Here is a 14,340-nt window from a genome sequence, read left to right on the forward strand (position 1 = left end):
TCCACGTAAGCCTATATATTTTTTACCAAGGCAGCTTTTCACCTGAGTATGTTAGAAAGCTCCCTGAATCTTCCTTATTTACGTTCGCAAGGACATTGAACATATCAGTCACAGCCTCAAGAGGATCCCTGCCAATTTGCTGACCACGAAAAGGTTGTGACAGTCCAGATTTGACGGTGCCAGGATGAAGGGCAATCAACGCAGTATTGGGCTTAGTTCTTGTGAACTCGATTGATGCTGTGTTGATAATCATATTGAGTGCGGCTTTTGAGGCTCTGTAGCTATACCAACCACCTAGTCGATTATCTTCAATACTGCCAACCTTGGCAGATAGTGTCGCCATAACGCTATGTTTTGGGTCCAAGAGTTTAGAAAAGTACTTAATTGTTAATGCTGGACCAATAGTGTTGGTGTTGAACATTTCCGTTAATTGGGCCGGATTCAAATCATCCAATTTCTTTTCTGGCATCCATTGTTCCGAGTGCAGCGCTCCAATTGTATTGATGATTAATTGAAATGGTCCTGACTCAGCCAGACTGTTTGCACAAGCCTCAATAGTCTCTGGATGATGGTAGTCAATAGCATTGGGAGAATTGCGATGTATACCGATCACTTTGGAGCAAGATGGATTGCTTTCTAGGAGTCTCACAAAATGCGATCCAATAGTGCCCGAGGCCCCAATGATGAGGGCATTAAATAGATTGGGAAGTAGGCTCATACAGTTTTTTTAAGGGCGTTAAATCAATTTAGTCTATCAAAGACTTTATCTCAGAATGGTTCTGAGCGTACGCTCCTGCCTTAGTTTCTTAAGCAGATACTCTATTTGCTTGTTATGCTTCGGTATGTTTGAACATGCGAGATGTACCAAGTGAATATCAATTCTGATTACAGCCAACGAGTCGTCATTAACCACCATGATTTGCCTTGGATCCCCAGTCCTGAGCCAGGAGTTGAGCGGCGTATGCTCGACCGTATTGGCGATGAGGTAGCAAAAGCGACTTCTATCGTGCGCTATCAGCCTGGCACCCAATTTAAAACCCACACCCATGAATTCGGTGAGGAGATCTTGGTTTTAGATGGGGTGTTTAGTGACGAGACTGGTGACTACCCTGCCGGCACATATCTGATGAATCCTCCGGGGTCCTCTCATGCGCCATTCAGTAAAACTGGCTGTACGCTTTTCGTGAAATTGCGACATCTCGGTCCAGATCAAGTCGCGAGAGAGGTAATTGACACTAAAACTGCCCCTTGGTATCAAGGTATGGTGCCAGGGTTAAATGTGATGCCGCTGATGCAGCAGGGTAGTGGTTCAACTTTGGTTCGTTGGGCACCTCAAACGTATTTCAATCCGCATAAGCATTACGGTGGCGAGGAAATTTTTGTAGTGGATGGGGTATTTGAAGATGAGCATGGACGATATCCCGCCGGTTCATGGATCAGAAGTCCTCATATGAGCTTGCATCAACCTTTTAGTAAAGAGGGCTGCACTATCTTTGTGAAAACTGGGCATCTTTTGGATGGTGATGATGGCAAGCAGGGCGCCTACTATCGCTGATAAATACTGCAACGGTAATTTATCAATAAATAAGATTTAGCTTCTTAATTGTAATAAAGCTCCCTGATCAAGACTTAGTCTAACGCCAAGCGAGCCCGAATTATTATGAACGGGAGATTTTCTGAGGCTGATGTCTAGTGATTGAATTTGTGAGTAGCTAGCACAGGCTTCAGTGATTCTACTAATCAGTCTTTCCTGGGTTTCATAATGACCATCACTGGCTAGCCTCGTAATCTCAAGTACGAGAGGGTCGTAATCAAAGACCTTGCTCATCTTATCCTCAGAAATCAACACGAGATTCGGGTCAATCCAAAGCGTGAGATCCAATAAATGATTATCAGGGATGATGTCACCAGTTTTATATGTGCCAATCTGAGTTTGTAGTTTTAGATCTCGTAATTCGATGGATGCCTTAGTCGACATAGTGTGGTCCTTATGGGTTCGTATCTACTGAAATATTCATTGCATTTGCTAATTTGTAACCACTTAACCACGCTCCCTCAACTCTGCCACCATTAAGCCAATCGCCACATAGGCTAAGCTTGTTAGTTTCATTCAAAATAAATCCCATTTCTGTATTGATTGCTCCGCTTGCGTAACGCCAGCGATGGATAGAAATTTCAGCATTCTGGCAATTGAGTCCAAGCTTTTTTGCGGACTCTAGAATGAGCTTTCTAGCCTCCTCTTTATCTAGCTCAATCCATTGCTGACTCCATTGGGGGTTTGCATGTATTGTCCAGGTCTCGTGGCCAGTACGTCCAGGTTTGGAATTATTTCGAGAGATCCAGCTAATGATTTCACCATTAATGAAGGCGGCATCAAATGGCATATCCACTTTTTCTGAGAACCGTGCCATCACCGTCCAGCAGCCTTGCATATTTACGCTAGAGTAAATTGTTTCAATGGAGTGGTCTACTAATTTGGTAAGAGCGTAGCTCTGAGGCGCAGGAATTGCTAATACCAAGCAATCAAAGGATTTGGTAATATCGCCATTCTCTAGGCTACGGAGAAACCATTTACCGTCTTGCTGGTAAATCTGATCGATAGTCTGATTAATCTCAATTGAGATGGTTTTAGCTTGATATTGACCGGGTGAGTTCATGGCAGGAACGCCCACATAACGTCGCTCACTGGAATGGCTCTCTCGCCATTGCTCACCCTCATATACAAATAAGCGTGGATTCCAGTCAGCAGCTACACCTGCCTTTATCCATGTATTGAGTGCCTCAATAAACACAGGATCTCTTGCTGTGAAATATTGGGCCCCATGATCTGCTGACCAACCCTCACCATGACGAGTGCTCATCCGACCGCTTGGCCCGCGACTCTTTTCATAAACCTGGACTTGAAAGCCTAGCGTTTGCAATCTGTCAGCGCAACTAAGGCCTGCCATACCTGCGCCAATAATAGCTACCGTGACTTTGGGTCTGGACTCATGTGGCATGAAGATTAATTTTTCTAAACGTTAAATTTATGCGAATATCTGACGCAGTTTTGGTTTTCAGTAAAGCGTGCTGCCAATGCTCTTGAATTGGTGGATGCATGATGAGGGCGCTACCATTCTCTAAATAAAGAGAAATAGTCTCTTTGTCCTTTTTATGGCGAAAGGCAAACTTGCGCTGCGCCCCAAGACTTAGCGATGCAATGGGTGATAAGGGGTCAAGCTCTTTTTCATCGTCACTATGCCAGCCCATACCATCATTTCCATCATGGTAGAGGTTCAGTAGGCAAGAATTAAACTCAGCTTGTGATGCTTTCTCTAGCTTCTCTTTAATTAGGACGAGCTCAGATGTCCAGGCTTGTGGAATCTTTTTTACCCCAGAATAGGTATAGCTGCACAGAGGATCAGCAACCCAAGCAACTTTACGCCGAGTGGTCACCAGCCTTCCAAACATCATGAGTTGTTCAGGCTCCCATTTAAGGGAGGCTTGAAGCTGTCTCATTAATGCCATGCAATCCTGTTCAGTAAAGACTTTGGGATGGTAGTGAGCACCCCCATCCTTTGGCAAAATATTCGCGGCATGGTCGCTGAGGGAGGTTTCAAATAAAGGGTTTTGCATCATTTACTGCTTGCAAGATCAAGCGCTATTTTCATAAAAACCCTAGAATAGTCTTAATTTCAATTTCTTGATTAGGCTAATGTATGAAGACCCCAGACAAGCGTTGCTGTGGCTCAGGCGTATGCATCATTAATGATGTAGGTGAATGTTGGTGTGGGCAAGTTTGGGATGGCGAAAAAATGTCTGCCCCCAGTTTGAATTGGTCTATCAAGCAAGATAAGGCTGAAGAGTCAGATCCAAAAAAGCTTAAGCCTGGATCTTAGGCCCCCATCTATTTATGATGGTTGGACTAACAGATAAATAAAAGTAATCAACTGAAATAAGTTGATGACAACGCTGGCGCCGTGCAATACATGAAAGCGACGACTTTGCCCTTGATCTTTGGCTTCGTTAATCTTTCCAGTCAAATAGAGCAAAGTAAAGGCAAAGAGTAGGGCGCAGATCGCTAGTAAGGCCTTGCTGACGCTGTCGGGCGCCGTGAAGATACAGGCGGTTGTAATTAAGCCAAGGCAGGCATAGTACTTGGGAAAAAAGTTCCGAACGTACTTGCTGGACCATTCAACGGGGAGCGCCTTAAATACAGTCGGAGCTACTACGATAGTAAAGAAAAGCATGATGCCAACCATGCCTGATATTAGGTAATTAGTGATCATGATGTCTCTCTAAATAAATTATCCATTAACTCTGCGGAGTGAGTGGGCAGCCACCCCATCTTTAAGGGCCTCACGAATGGGCACTGCAATTAAATCGATACTCTTTTTCACTGCTAAACGCTCAATCAGGCTAGGGGTAGGCCTCTTGATAAAGGGGTAGACCCAATCCGGAAGATTCAGATAGCCAGCGCGAGTAATCAGTTTGATAAACGGCTTTGCAGCAAGCTTGCCAGGAAAGTTCTCGAGCAAAGCAAGGATACTTTTTGCACGCTCCCCAAAGTAAAGTTCAGGAATATAGTTTTGAATCGCAATATCTGTTTTGGCGTAAGTGATGGGTAAATTATGAGCGCCCATTCTTTCGCCAAGCGATTTCATTTCAACAAAGTATTGATCTTTGTCTTGTGAACTCAATTTCTCTTTTGGATAATCTTCGAAGGCCTGCATAAAGCTATGTGTTTCTGTGAGATGAACCCAAGCCAGTAGATGCGGGTCAGTAGCCGAATACGGTTTTCCAAATTCATCAAAGCCATTAATCTTTGCATGAATCTGATTAACCTTATTAATGATGTTGTCTGCCATCTCTGTTGATCCATAAGTAGTGGCAGCAATGAAGAAAGCCGTTCTACCAAGCCTACCTTTAAGATCCTCTCTAAAACTGGAGTGATCCCAAACTCCTGCTAAGGCCTGAGGATGAAGTGCTTGCATGATTAGTGAGCTAATGCCGCCAATCATCATTGAAATAAAGTCCGCATGTACTTTCCAGGCAATGGATTCCGGGCCAAAGAGGCCGCGATCGCCTGCTGGCGTTAGAAAAGCAATCGGTGGTCCACCGCCCCCCACCTTTTCACGAATCGTTTTACGAATAAGCTCATCAAGCATGGATTTAGTGCAGCATGAGATTGCTTAAGCCATCATCTTCGATAATTTCCGTAACCAGATCAAGTCTGATTCTGGGGTTGGTTTGGGCTAGCAAATGGTTCTTTTGGGCCAGGGAGATGGGTAACAGTTCTGCAAGGCGATTTGATACCCAGCCGCAGTCATCGGTCTTGAAGGGCTTCTTAAATGGGGACTCCTCTAATAAATCTTCACTCTGAATCACTGAAATAATTTCATTCAATAATTTCACGACCTTTTGATGTTCTTCAGGGATAGGGGTAATGGGATCATTCGCTAGAAGCTCAACTTCACCAATCCACAGGCCATTAGATTCTTGTTGGCTATGAAGAAGTCTAAAGCGCTGCGTTCCTGATGACCTAGTCATATATAAGGCGGGTTGAATGGGGTCAAAATCTTCAATTAGGGCTAGAGTTCCGATTTGGGAAAAAACAAGAGGCGAATCTCCTTTGGAGTCCTGGTCTTTCATGATGCTAACAACGCCAAACTCTGTTTTTTCACGCAAGCATGTCTTAATCATGTCGAGGTAGCGTGCCTCAAAGATCTTGAGGGCAATTACGCCGTCTGGAAACAGTACGGTTCCTAGTGGGAATAGCGGTATTTTTCGAGTGGTGGAGTCTAAATTAGTCATCTAATCAATTTAATGGATTTGAATAATTTTTGCTGACGCGAATCTCGCGGTAAATCCCCCCCAGTTTTAATCTGCGCTCAGCAATAAATGCGTTTTCCGTTTACATTTGAGGTTCACCAATCAGAGGTAAAAAATGGTCCAAAAACTACGCATCAAACTCGCTCGCTGGATTCTGGGTAAGCATTGCCCTTGTTATCAAATGGGGTATCACTCCATGGTGGATTTTCAACAAAGAAGCGCCGACCAGTTAGCTAAATCTCAAGAGCGTAGTAAAGGCCAATAGGCTCTCACTAGTTATTTCCAGAACTACATCAATATGAAGCGCTGGCAAATGCGCAGAAACTGCGCGCTGACTCCTAAGCAGCTCCTCAAGTTCTATATTGTTCTAGTTTGTCTCTCGCTGACAGTCGCAACTGGGTTCTTCTTAGCGGGAGTATGGGTCATTCCCATTTTTACAGCCTTAGAGCTTTTTGCAGTAACAATCGGATTTCTAATCTACTGTAGACATGCGTTAGATTGTGAAACGATTGAGATTGATGGCAAACGTCTTTTGGTCAAAAAATTCATTGGCTACAAAGAGACTGTGTATGAACTGAATACGCAGTGGGCCAAAATTGAAATGCCCTCGGAAGGGTCAAAGGTCTTTCACATAAGCCAATCAAGCTTACGTATAGAGCTGGGTCAGTTTCTAAGACCAGAGCAGCAGATACCCTTGATTGCTGTGATTCGAGCGCACCTAGGTTGATTCTGATTTAGTCAGGCGCCATGCCACCAGGATGCCGGCAATGATCTGCGTTAACAGCAGCATCAGCACTAAGATATTCAATATCTGAAAGTAGTTGGCAAACGGCGAGAGCATGACCGGCATGCCATCCATTAGCGCTGTTTCCCTCAAGTAATCCATGCGCGGTATGAGAAGAAAACTTACCACTGCAACTGCCATCATCAGTATTAGTAAAGGTAGGCGGATATTTTTAAGTGGGGACGAACCCCTTTTAATGAGAATGTTGGCAATGCTTAAGATTGCGAACGCACATCCTAAAAAGTAGTAGGAAAGTTGCTGAACTACTATGTGCGCCACCATACCCGCAGCTTGTGAATCACTAATTGATAAATAAGCCGCTAGGCAGCTTATGGCTTGAGAAATGAATCCGCCGGCCAGAATGCAGGCTAGAAAGCGAAGTAGCCGATGGGTAAGGGGATGCTGGGGTCTAGTTATTTCAACCATAAGTTAGATAGGGTTAATTAATGCGCTGCAGCACACTTTTCGGATCAGTTTCATACTAGCCTCAATCTAACTTTTATGCCGAAACTCCCATGGAAGTCACCAAAGCAGTCAGGGTAGCTCTCAATACCCTCGTAGATATTGCAAGCCATTCAGCTAATGGGCAGCTTGTCCCTGCTCCAGAGATAGCAAAAAGACAGCATGTATCAGTCAGTCGTATCGAACTTTTGCTTCGTCCACTAAGGGAGTCGGGTCTTGTGACTGCAGTTAGAGGTCGGGCAGGCGGGTATCAACTTTCAAAGGATCCTAGAATTATTACCATCAAGGATATCGTTCTAGCAATGAACCTAATTAAGAAGAAAAAAGTGGAGGTATCGGATATTGCTAAAGAGCTCTATCAATCACTTGAAACCTACATGATGAGCTGCATCTCTAATGTGACGCTAGCCTCTGCTATCAAAGATTACATTCCACGCTTTAGTGAGGTTCAAACTGCGCCGGAGCGAAAGCCATACTTGCCAATAGAAAAGCAAGCTACCCCTAGTCACGAAAAAAAGAAAAAAGGCGAAACTCAAAAGGTTGTTAAAACAAGCTTTAAAAAAGTTGAGGATGTGCCTCGCGGGCCAAACTCTATTTTTAGTTTTGCTGACTATCTAAATAGAGTTTCATCTGCAAGCTAAATGGAATTAACGGTTCTAGCGTGAACAGTCAGCGTGGCCCTTACCCAGATTTAGCTTTTGTAGATATTGAAACCACAGGGTCTCATTTCGATCGTGACCGCATTACTGAAATTGGAATTAAAACCCTAGCGGGTAATCAGGTTCAGATGTGGGAAAAGTTGATTGATCCTCAAACCTATATCCCACAAAATATTCAAAGACTGACTGGCATTTCTCCATCAATGGTCCAAGGGCGGCCTTGTTTTTCTGAGTTGGCTGAAGATTTAAAAAAAGAGCTTGAGGGAAAAATATTTGTCGCTCATAACGCTCGCTTTGATTATGGTTTTATCAAGGCCTCTTTTAAGAGGGTTGGCATTGACTTTAAGCCTAAAGTTTTATGTACCGTAAAGCTATCTCGATTACTTTTCCCAGATCAGCCACGTCATAACCTCGACACCATCATTAGTACGCATGGACTGAAGGTAAGTGCTAGACATCGTGCACTAGGGGATGCTGATTTATTGCTTCAATTTTGGCGTGTGTGTGAGTCAAAGTTTGGGCAAGAAAAGTTAAATGAGGCGATAAACCAACTCATTGGCAATGCTAGTCTTCCCCCTAACATAGACCAGGGTGTAATTGACTCCATACCCGATGGCCCAGGTTGCTATATCTTTTATGGAGAAAATAAGACCCCTCTTTATATTGGCAAAAGTATTTCCTTGCGGAGCAGGGTGATGGGGCATTTTCAGGGTGCTTTAACGCAACGTAAAGAAATGAAACTTTCTTTGCAGGTTCGCGATATTGATTGGATCGAGACGAGTGGAGAGTTAGGCGCTTTAATTCTTGAGTCGAGATTGATAAAAGAGCATATGCCTTCTCTGAATATTAAGCTACGTAGATCAAAGGATCTTTGTGCCTGGAGCTTAGAGGAGGATGTTAGTGGTGTTCTGACACCTTCTTTAGTAACTCATCATCATTTGGCTCCTGGTTTGCAAGATAATTTATACGGCTTGTTCTATAGCAAGCGAGAGGCGCATGCTTATTTAAAGGCATTGGCAAAAAAACACCATTTATGCGAAGCCTTGCTTGGCTTGGAGAAGCGTATTGAGGGTAAATCTTGCTTTGGCTATCAAGTAAAGCAATGCAGTGGAACCTGCATCAACATTACCCCTATCGCCTTACATAATTTACTGTTAAAAACAGCCATGGACCTCTTTAAGGTTCAGGTTTGGCCATATTCTGGAGCCATTGCCATTAAAGAGGGTGGCGAGATGATTGTGGTCGATAAATGGTGCTATTTGGGCACTGCCATTAATCAGGATGAACTTTATGAGTTGGCACAGTCGGGTGAAGTGGAGTTTGATCTCGACATCTATAAGATAGTCAAAAAGGCGCTATCGGGTGCCTATAGAAATCAAGTGATTCGGATTGGTGTAGATAAATGACAACTGCAATCTATTGGTTTAGAAATGATCTCCGCCTGGCGGATAACCCATCATTTTTACAGGCGTGTAAGTCAGCAGATCATCTGCTACCAGTCTATATTCATCAGCCCAACTTAGAGCAAGATACTGCATGGGGATTTCCGAGGGTAGGGGAGCATCGTCGAGTATTTTTGGATCAATCTCTTCAGGAATTGCGCAGTCAGCTACGAGAACCGGGATCGGACCTATATGAGGTCACCGGTGATGTCTTGCATGTATTTGAGAAATTAAAAGCTCAGACTCAAGCAGATCGTATTTATTGTGAGCAAATTCAAGCGCCTGAAGAGTTGGAGCAAGTGGCGCTATTAAGTGGTGCTGGTTTTAGGGTGAATCCAGTATGGCAATCTAGTATGTTGGATGCTCAATCCTTACCATTTCCATTGCAAGAGATGCCAGATGTCTTTACTCAATTTCGTCAGCAAGTTGAAAAGAGAGGTTTAAGATTTTCTGCCCCTGTTGATTCTCCCAAGAGCATTCCTTCATTACCTGCTATCGAAATACCCCCTATTAATGCATTTGACAGTAACACTACATTTAGTGGCAGTAAGTTTCGAGGCGGGGAGCGGAGTGCTCATACCCATATCCAGCAGTATTTTGAGCGACGTCTTCCTGATACCTACAAGCAAACACGTAATGAGCTGATTGGTATAGATTACTCCAGCAAATTCTCTCTATGGCTAGCGCAAGGTTGTTGCTCTGCGGGTTCTATTGCAAAGCAATTGGCGGATTATGAATCTTGCCATGGAGCAAATGATGGAACTTACTGGCTTTGGTTTGAATTACTCTGGAGAGACTACTTCCGGTTTTTGCATTTCAAGTATGACAAAAGACTCTATCACTCCAAAGGTTTAAGTAAATTACCTGGCAACCAGTTTGATAGTAAAAAATTCATCAAATGGTCATCTGGTACTACTGGGGAATCACTGATAGATGCTGGCATGCGTGAATTGAAAAAAACGGGCTATCTATCCAATCGTATGCGTCAAATTGTGGCGAGCTATTGGATTTATGACATGAGGGGTGATTGGCAGGCGGGTTGTGCCTGGTTTGAATATCAATTGATTGACTATGATGTTTATAGCAATCAAGGCAACTGGTTATATATTGCTGGCAAAGGCACGGATCCCAGGGGAGGCAGACCTTTTAATGTTGCCAAGCAAACCCAAGATCATGATCGGGATGGCATATATCGCCAAATGTGGCTGACTTAGCTTTTAAGACATTCTGCAGATGGCGTTGGGATGGATAATGGTGTTCACAACATTTTTTTCGCTATTTTGGAATCATCCCCATGGAAATTAAAGTCAACTTTCTCGATAAGCTTCGTTTAGAAGCAAAGTTCGATGACTTCACAGTAATTGCTGACCAGCCTATTCGATATAAGGGTGATGGTTCTGCACCAGGACCTTTTGATTACTTCTTAGCCTCATCTGCTTTATGCGCAGCTTACTTTGTAAAGCTGTACTGTGAAACCCGTAATATTTCTACTGAGAATATTCGCCTCTCACAAAACAATATTGTTGATCCAGAGAATCGCTACAAACAAATCTTTAAAATTCAAGTTGAGTTGCCGACCGATATTTCAGCAACTGATCGACAAGGTATTCTGCGCTCAATTGAGCGTTGTACGGTTAAGAAGGTGGTTCAGGAAGGCCCCGATTTTGTTATCGAGCAAGTTGCCAATCTTGACGCTGATGCCCAAAGTCTATTGACCTTAAGGCCTGACGTTAGCACTAGTACTCATATTCTGGGTAAAGATCTACCCCTGGAGCAAACCATTGCCAATATGTCGAGTCTTTTGGCAAATCTAGGAATTAAGATCGAAATCGCTTCATGGCGCAACCTGATTCCGAATGTATGGTCATTGCATATACGTGATGCGCACTCCCCGATGTGCTTTACCAATGGTAAGGGCGCAACCAAAGAAAGTGCTTTAGCTTCTGCTTTGGGCGAATATATCGAGCGCTTGAGTAATAACCATTTCTATGCCGGCACTTACTGGGGCGAGGATATTGCTAATGCAGAGTTTGTGCATTACCCCAATGAGCGTTGGTTTAAACCTGGCAAGAAAGATGCATTGCCCACTGAAATTTTGGATGAATACTCTCAAAACATTTATAACCCAGATGGAGAGCTAAAGGCTTCGCATCTAGTGGATACCAATTCCGGTAATGTAGAGCGTGGTATCTGCTCATTGCCCTATATACGGCAATCTGATGGCGAGACTGTGTATTTTCCATCCAATCTGATTGAGAATCTATTCGTCAGTAATGGGATGAGCGCTGGCAATACCTTAGCCGAAGCCCAGGTGCAGTGCTTGTCAGAGATTTTTGAGCGAGCAGTAAAGCGTGAAATTCTAGAAAGCGAAATTGCATTGCCGGATGTACCGCAAGAAGTACTCGCGAAGTATCCCGGCATTCTGGCTGGCATTCAGAGCCTGGAGGAGCAGGGCTTCCCAGTATTAGTTAAAGATGCATCTCTGGGTGGCATCTATCCAGTGATGTGCGTTACCTTAATGAACCCAAGAACAGGTGGCGTCTTTGCCTCATTTGGCGCACATCCAAGCCTTGAGGTTGCACTAGAAAGAAGCTTGACTGAGTTATTGCAAGGTCGCAGCTTAGAAGGTCTGAATGATTTGCCCCCACCTACCTTTGCCAGCGAGGCGGTGACTGAGCCCAATAACTTTGTTGAACACTTTATTGATTCCAGCGGCATTGTGTCCTGGCGTTTCTTCAGCGCCAAATCAGATTATGAATTTGTAGAGTGGGATTTCTCTAGCAAGGGTGAGGATTCGAATATTAAAGAAGCTGAAACTTTGTTCGGTATTCTGAAAGAGATTGGCAAGGAGGCTTATGTAGCTGTCTATGATCAGCTGGGCGCAACAGCTTGTCGAATCTTAGTGCCCGGCTACTCTGAGATCTACCCAATTGAAGATTTGATTTGGGATAACACTAATAAGTCTTTACTGTTCCGCAAGGATATTCTCAATTTATCCCAACTAGACGATGCTAGCTTAACTGCACTTCTAGATCGTTTGGAAAATAACGAGCTGGATGAGTATGGCGACATCGCCACATTAATTGGCATTGAGTTTGATGAGAATACCGTTTGGGGCCAACTTACTGTTTTGGAGTTAAAGCTATTGATTCATCTTGCGCTAAAGCAATTTGAGGAAGCACATGAGCTAGTGGGCGCCTTTCTTCAGTACAACGACAATACAGTAGAGCGTAAATTGTTTTACCAAGCCCTAGATGCTGCCCTTGAAGTTCACCTAGATGATGAATTAGAGATGTCAGACTATGAATCGAACTTCCGTCGTATGTATGGTGATGCTAGGATGGATGCCGTTTTAGGTTCAATCGATGGCAGCGTGCGTTTCTATGGTTTAACGCCAACGAGCATGAGGTTAGAGGGGTTAGATAGGCATCATCGTTTGATCGATAGTTATCGGAAGCTACATAAGGCAAGAGCTAGTAGCGCTAAACCTAAATAAAGCTAAGGAATCTTTATGAAGACATTAACTGCTGCCGAGGCAATTACCTCGCGTATGTCGGTAAGGGCGTTTACAAAAGATGCCGTCTCCAAAGAGGCCGTGCTCAAGTTACTCAATATTTCTGCGCGTGCACCCTCGGGTACTAATACACAACCTTGGAAGGCCTATGTTGTAGAGGGTAAGGCGCTTGATGAATTATGCAAAAAAGTATGCACTGCTTATGATGACATTGCACTCAATCCCGATTTGGCAAAAGAATATCAATCCGCTTATGACTATTACCCCACTAAATGGCTTAGTCCTTATATAGACAGGCGTCGTGAAAACGGTTGGGGCTTGTATGGTTTATTAGGGATTACTAAAGGCGATAAAGATAAGATGCATGCTCAGCATCGAAAAAACTTTGAGGCATTTGGCGCTCCCGTTTGCATCTTCTTCACTATCGACAAGGAGCTTGGCAGAGGTTCGATGCTTGACTATGGAATGTTCCTGCAAAATATGATGGTTGCTGCCAGAGGTGAGGGTTTGGATACATGCCCTCAAGCTGCTTGGAATGACTATGCCAAGATCATCCTGCCTCGTATTGGTGCGCAAGAGAATGAGATGCTTGTGTGCGGTATGGCACTAGGTTATGCCGATAAAAGCGAGATTGTGAATACCTTTATTACCCCTAGGGTGAGTGCTGAGGACTTTACGACCTGGGTAAAGTAGCTTTCAATGGCGGGTAATTTCAGTCATTTTTAGAGGGATTTGGCCTAATTTTTAGCCTTTTCCCCTATTTCAGGGTTGAGTTAAGTCCTTGAAAAACCTCATTTAAAGCCTGAAATTGAAGGTTTTTAAAATAAATGTTGCTTTGCAACAAAAAGATCTTGCAATTCCAAAAGACCGATTTTAAAATGGTGCATCGCAATAAAAAAACCCCATTTAATAAATAAAGGATTAATCATGTTCCAAGCTCAATTAAACGACCAACTCGCTTCTGCACAAGCTAAAGCAATCGAAACTGCTAAACATTTGGCACAAGTTGCTGTTGAAAGCGCTCAAGAATTAGCTGAAATCAACCAAGCTGCTGCTAAAGATGCTTTAGTTGCTGCTCAAGATACAAGCTCACAATTGTTGGCAATCAAGGATCCACAGCAATTAGCTAAATTAGCTCAGCCAGAAGCTGCTCAAGAAGCCGCTAAATATGCTGCTGCTTACCAAGCTAAAGTAAACCAAGTAGTTCGTAACGGTAACAAAGAGGTTGCACAAGTAGTTGACGCTTCTATCAATGACGCACGTGCTGATTTGGTTAAGTTTGTTAAAGAGGCTACTAAGACAGCTCCTGCTGGTTCCGAGGCTTTTGTTTCTGCATTCAAAACTGCATTTGATTCTTCACTCCAACAGTTTGACCAAGTTCGCGCATCTGCAACTGACGCATTTGCTAACTTTGAGAAGAGTGTTGATGCTGCTTTGGCAAACATTCAAGGTCAATACGCTGTTGCTAAGCCAGCTGCTAAAAGCCGTAAAGCTGCTTAATTAACTGTTCAATTGATTTTGCTGTGAAAAAAGCCACCCTCTGAACTGACCCCCAAAAGTTGGACATTATGTCCAACCAAGGGGGTTTTGTTTTATGAGCAAGTACAGCAAGCAGTTCAAGCTAAAGGTAGTTAAAGAGTTTCTAAGGTCAGGCGGTCTTAGGCGGGT

18 protein-coding genes are annotated in these 14,340 nt (G+C 43.6%); 10 read left to right on the top strand and 8 right to left on the bottom strand.

Translation table 11 applies throughout. The annotated features are described in order from the left end of the window. Positions 1 to 22: 22 nt before the first annotated feature. Positions 23 to 718 (bottom strand): SDR family NAD(P)-dependent oxidoreductase, encoded by a 696-nt coding sequence (locus ICE90_RS09325; protein WP_216192156.1) that lies wholly within the window; start codon positions 716 to 718, stop codon positions 23 to 25. 150 nt (positions 719 to 868) lie between these two features. On the opposite strand from ICE90_RS09325, the gene ICE90_RS09330 reads away from it, so the two are divergent. Continuing rightward, positions 869 to 1,555 carry a cupin domain-containing protein gene (locus ICE90_RS09330; RefSeq protein ID WP_323485126.1) on the top strand — a complete coding sequence of 229 codons (687 nt, stop codon included), beginning with the start codon at positions 869 to 871 and terminating at the stop codon, positions 1,553 to 1,555. A gap of 36 nt (positions 1,556 to 1,591) precedes the next feature. Here the strand turns inward: ICE90_RS09330 and ICE90_RS09335 are convergent, their stop codons facing one another. From ICE90_RS09335 to ICE90_RS09345, 3 genes are read right to left on the bottom strand one after another with little or no spacing between them, the layout of a single operon-like run. Further along, positions 1,592 to 1,978, bottom strand: coding sequence for a dihydroneopterin aldolase (locus ICE90_RS09335; protein WP_216192160.1), 387 nt, complete (start codon positions 1,976 to 1,978; stop codon positions 1,592 to 1,594). 10 nt (positions 1,979 to 1,988) lie between these two features. Next, entirely contained in the window at positions 1,989 to 2,999 is a 1,011-nt protein-coding gene (locus ICE90_RS09340) for an NAD(P)/FAD-dependent oxidoreductase (protein ID WP_216192162.1), read from the bottom strand. Then, on the bottom strand, positions 2,989 to 3,615 hold the full coding sequence (locus ICE90_RS09345) for an alpha-ketoglutarate-dependent dioxygenase AlkB (RefSeq protein WP_255533349.1): 627 nt from the start codon (positions 3,613 to 3,615) through the stop codon (positions 2,989 to 2,991). The genes ICE90_RS09340 and ICE90_RS09345 overlap by 11 nt, the downstream gene beginning before the upstream one ends. Before the next feature lie 83 nt (positions 3,616 to 3,698). Between ICE90_RS09345 and ICE90_RS09350 the strand changes: the two genes are divergently transcribed. Further along, positions 3,699 to 3,878 (top strand): hypothetical protein, encoded by a 180-nt coding sequence (locus ICE90_RS09350; protein WP_216192163.1) that lies wholly within the window; start codon positions 3,699 to 3,701, stop codon positions 3,876 to 3,878. A gap of 12 nt (positions 3,879 to 3,890) precedes the next feature. On the opposite strand, the gene ICE90_RS09355 is transcribed toward ICE90_RS09350, so the two are convergent. From ICE90_RS09355 to ICE90_RS09365, 3 genes are read right to left on the bottom strand one after another with little or no spacing between them, the layout of a single operon-like run. Then, positions 3,891 to 4,268 (bottom strand): DUF4149 domain-containing protein, encoded by a 378-nt coding sequence (locus ICE90_RS09355; protein ID WP_216192165.1) that lies wholly within the window; start codon positions 4,266 to 4,268, stop codon positions 3,891 to 3,893. Between the two features lie 18 nt (positions 4,269 to 4,286). Then, positions 4,287 to 5,147, bottom strand: a complete 861-nt coding sequence (locus ICE90_RS09360) for an oxygenase MpaB family protein (RefSeq protein ID WP_216192167.1) — start codon at positions 5,145 to 5,147, stop codon at positions 4,287 to 4,289. 4 nt (positions 5,148 to 5,151) lie between these two features. Then, positions 5,152 to 5,793, bottom strand: coding sequence for an LON peptidase substrate-binding domain-containing protein (locus tag ICE90_RS09365; protein ID WP_216155812.1), 642 nt, complete (start codon positions 5,791 to 5,793; stop codon positions 5,152 to 5,154). 133 nt (positions 5,794 to 5,926) lie between these two features. On the opposite strand from ICE90_RS09365, the gene ICE90_RS09370 reads away from it, so the two are divergent. Beyond that, entirely contained in the window at positions 5,927 to 6,076 is a 150-nt protein-coding gene (locus tag ICE90_RS09370) for a hypothetical protein (protein WP_215320741.1), read from the top strand. A 33-nt stretch (positions 6,077 to 6,109) separates the two neighbouring features. Beyond that, positions 6,110 to 6,538 (top strand): DUF2244 domain-containing protein, encoded by a 429-nt coding sequence (locus tag ICE90_RS09375; protein WP_216155809.1) that lies wholly within the window; start codon positions 6,110 to 6,112, stop codon positions 6,536 to 6,538. On the opposite strand, the gene ICE90_RS09380 is transcribed toward ICE90_RS09375, so the two are convergent. Continuing rightward, the gene (locus ICE90_RS09380; RefSeq protein ID WP_215320738.1) at positions 6,530 to 7,021 is read right to left on the bottom strand and encodes a DUF4149 domain-containing protein; all 492 of its coding nucleotides are present in this window, start codon (positions 7,019 to 7,021) and stop codon (positions 6,530 to 6,532) included. The two genes, ICE90_RS09375 and ICE90_RS09380, sit on opposite strands and share 9 nt — an antisense overlap. A gap of 89 nt (positions 7,022 to 7,110) precedes the next feature. On the opposite strand from ICE90_RS09380, the gene ICE90_RS09385 reads away from it, so the two are divergent. From ICE90_RS09385 to ICE90_RS09410, 6 genes are all read left to right on the top strand, one after another. Next, positions 7,111 to 7,698: an Rrf2 family transcriptional regulator gene (locus ICE90_RS09385; protein ID WP_216192170.1), complete on the top strand. Its 588-nt coding sequence runs from the start codon at positions 7,111 to 7,113 to the stop codon at positions 7,696 to 7,698. Positions 7,699 to 7,718: 20 nt separating this feature from the next. Continuing rightward, on the top strand, positions 7,719 to 9,122 hold the full coding sequence (locus ICE90_RS09390) for an exonuclease domain-containing protein (RefSeq protein WP_216192171.1): 1,404 nt from the start codon (positions 7,719 to 7,721) through the stop codon (positions 9,120 to 9,122). Next, positions 9,119 to 10,372 (top strand): DASH family cryptochrome, encoded by a 1,254-nt coding sequence (locus tag ICE90_RS09395; RefSeq protein WP_216192173.1) that lies wholly within the window; start codon positions 9,119 to 9,121, stop codon positions 10,370 to 10,372. The genes ICE90_RS09390 and ICE90_RS09395 overlap by 4 nt, the downstream gene beginning before the upstream one ends. Before the next feature lie 80 nt (positions 10,373 to 10,452). Beyond that, the gene (locus tag ICE90_RS09400; RefSeq protein ID WP_216192176.1) at positions 10,453 to 12,654 is read left to right on the top strand and encodes an OsmC domain/YcaO domain-containing protein; all 2,202 of its coding nucleotides are present in this window, start codon (positions 10,453 to 10,455) and stop codon (positions 12,652 to 12,654) included. Between the two features lie 15 nt (positions 12,655 to 12,669). Next, positions 12,670 to 13,365, top strand: coding sequence for a nitroreductase (locus tag ICE90_RS09405; protein ID WP_215320729.1), 696 nt, complete (start codon positions 12,670 to 12,672; stop codon positions 13,363 to 13,365). Positions 13,366 to 13,599: 234 nt separating this feature from the next. Further along, positions 13,600 to 14,172 carry a phasin family protein gene (locus tag ICE90_RS09410; protein ID WP_216192178.1) on the top strand — a complete coding sequence of 191 codons (573 nt, stop codon included), beginning with the start codon at positions 13,600 to 13,602 and terminating at the stop codon, positions 14,170 to 14,172. The last annotated feature ends 168 nt before the right edge of the window (positions 14,173 to 14,340 follow it).

The sequence above is a fragment of the Polynucleobacter sp. AP-RePozz3-80-G7 genome (assembly GCF_018882145.1).
In the GTDB taxonomy this organism is placed as follows: domain Bacteria; phylum Pseudomonadota; class Gammaproteobacteria; order Burkholderiales; family Burkholderiaceae; genus Polynucleobacter.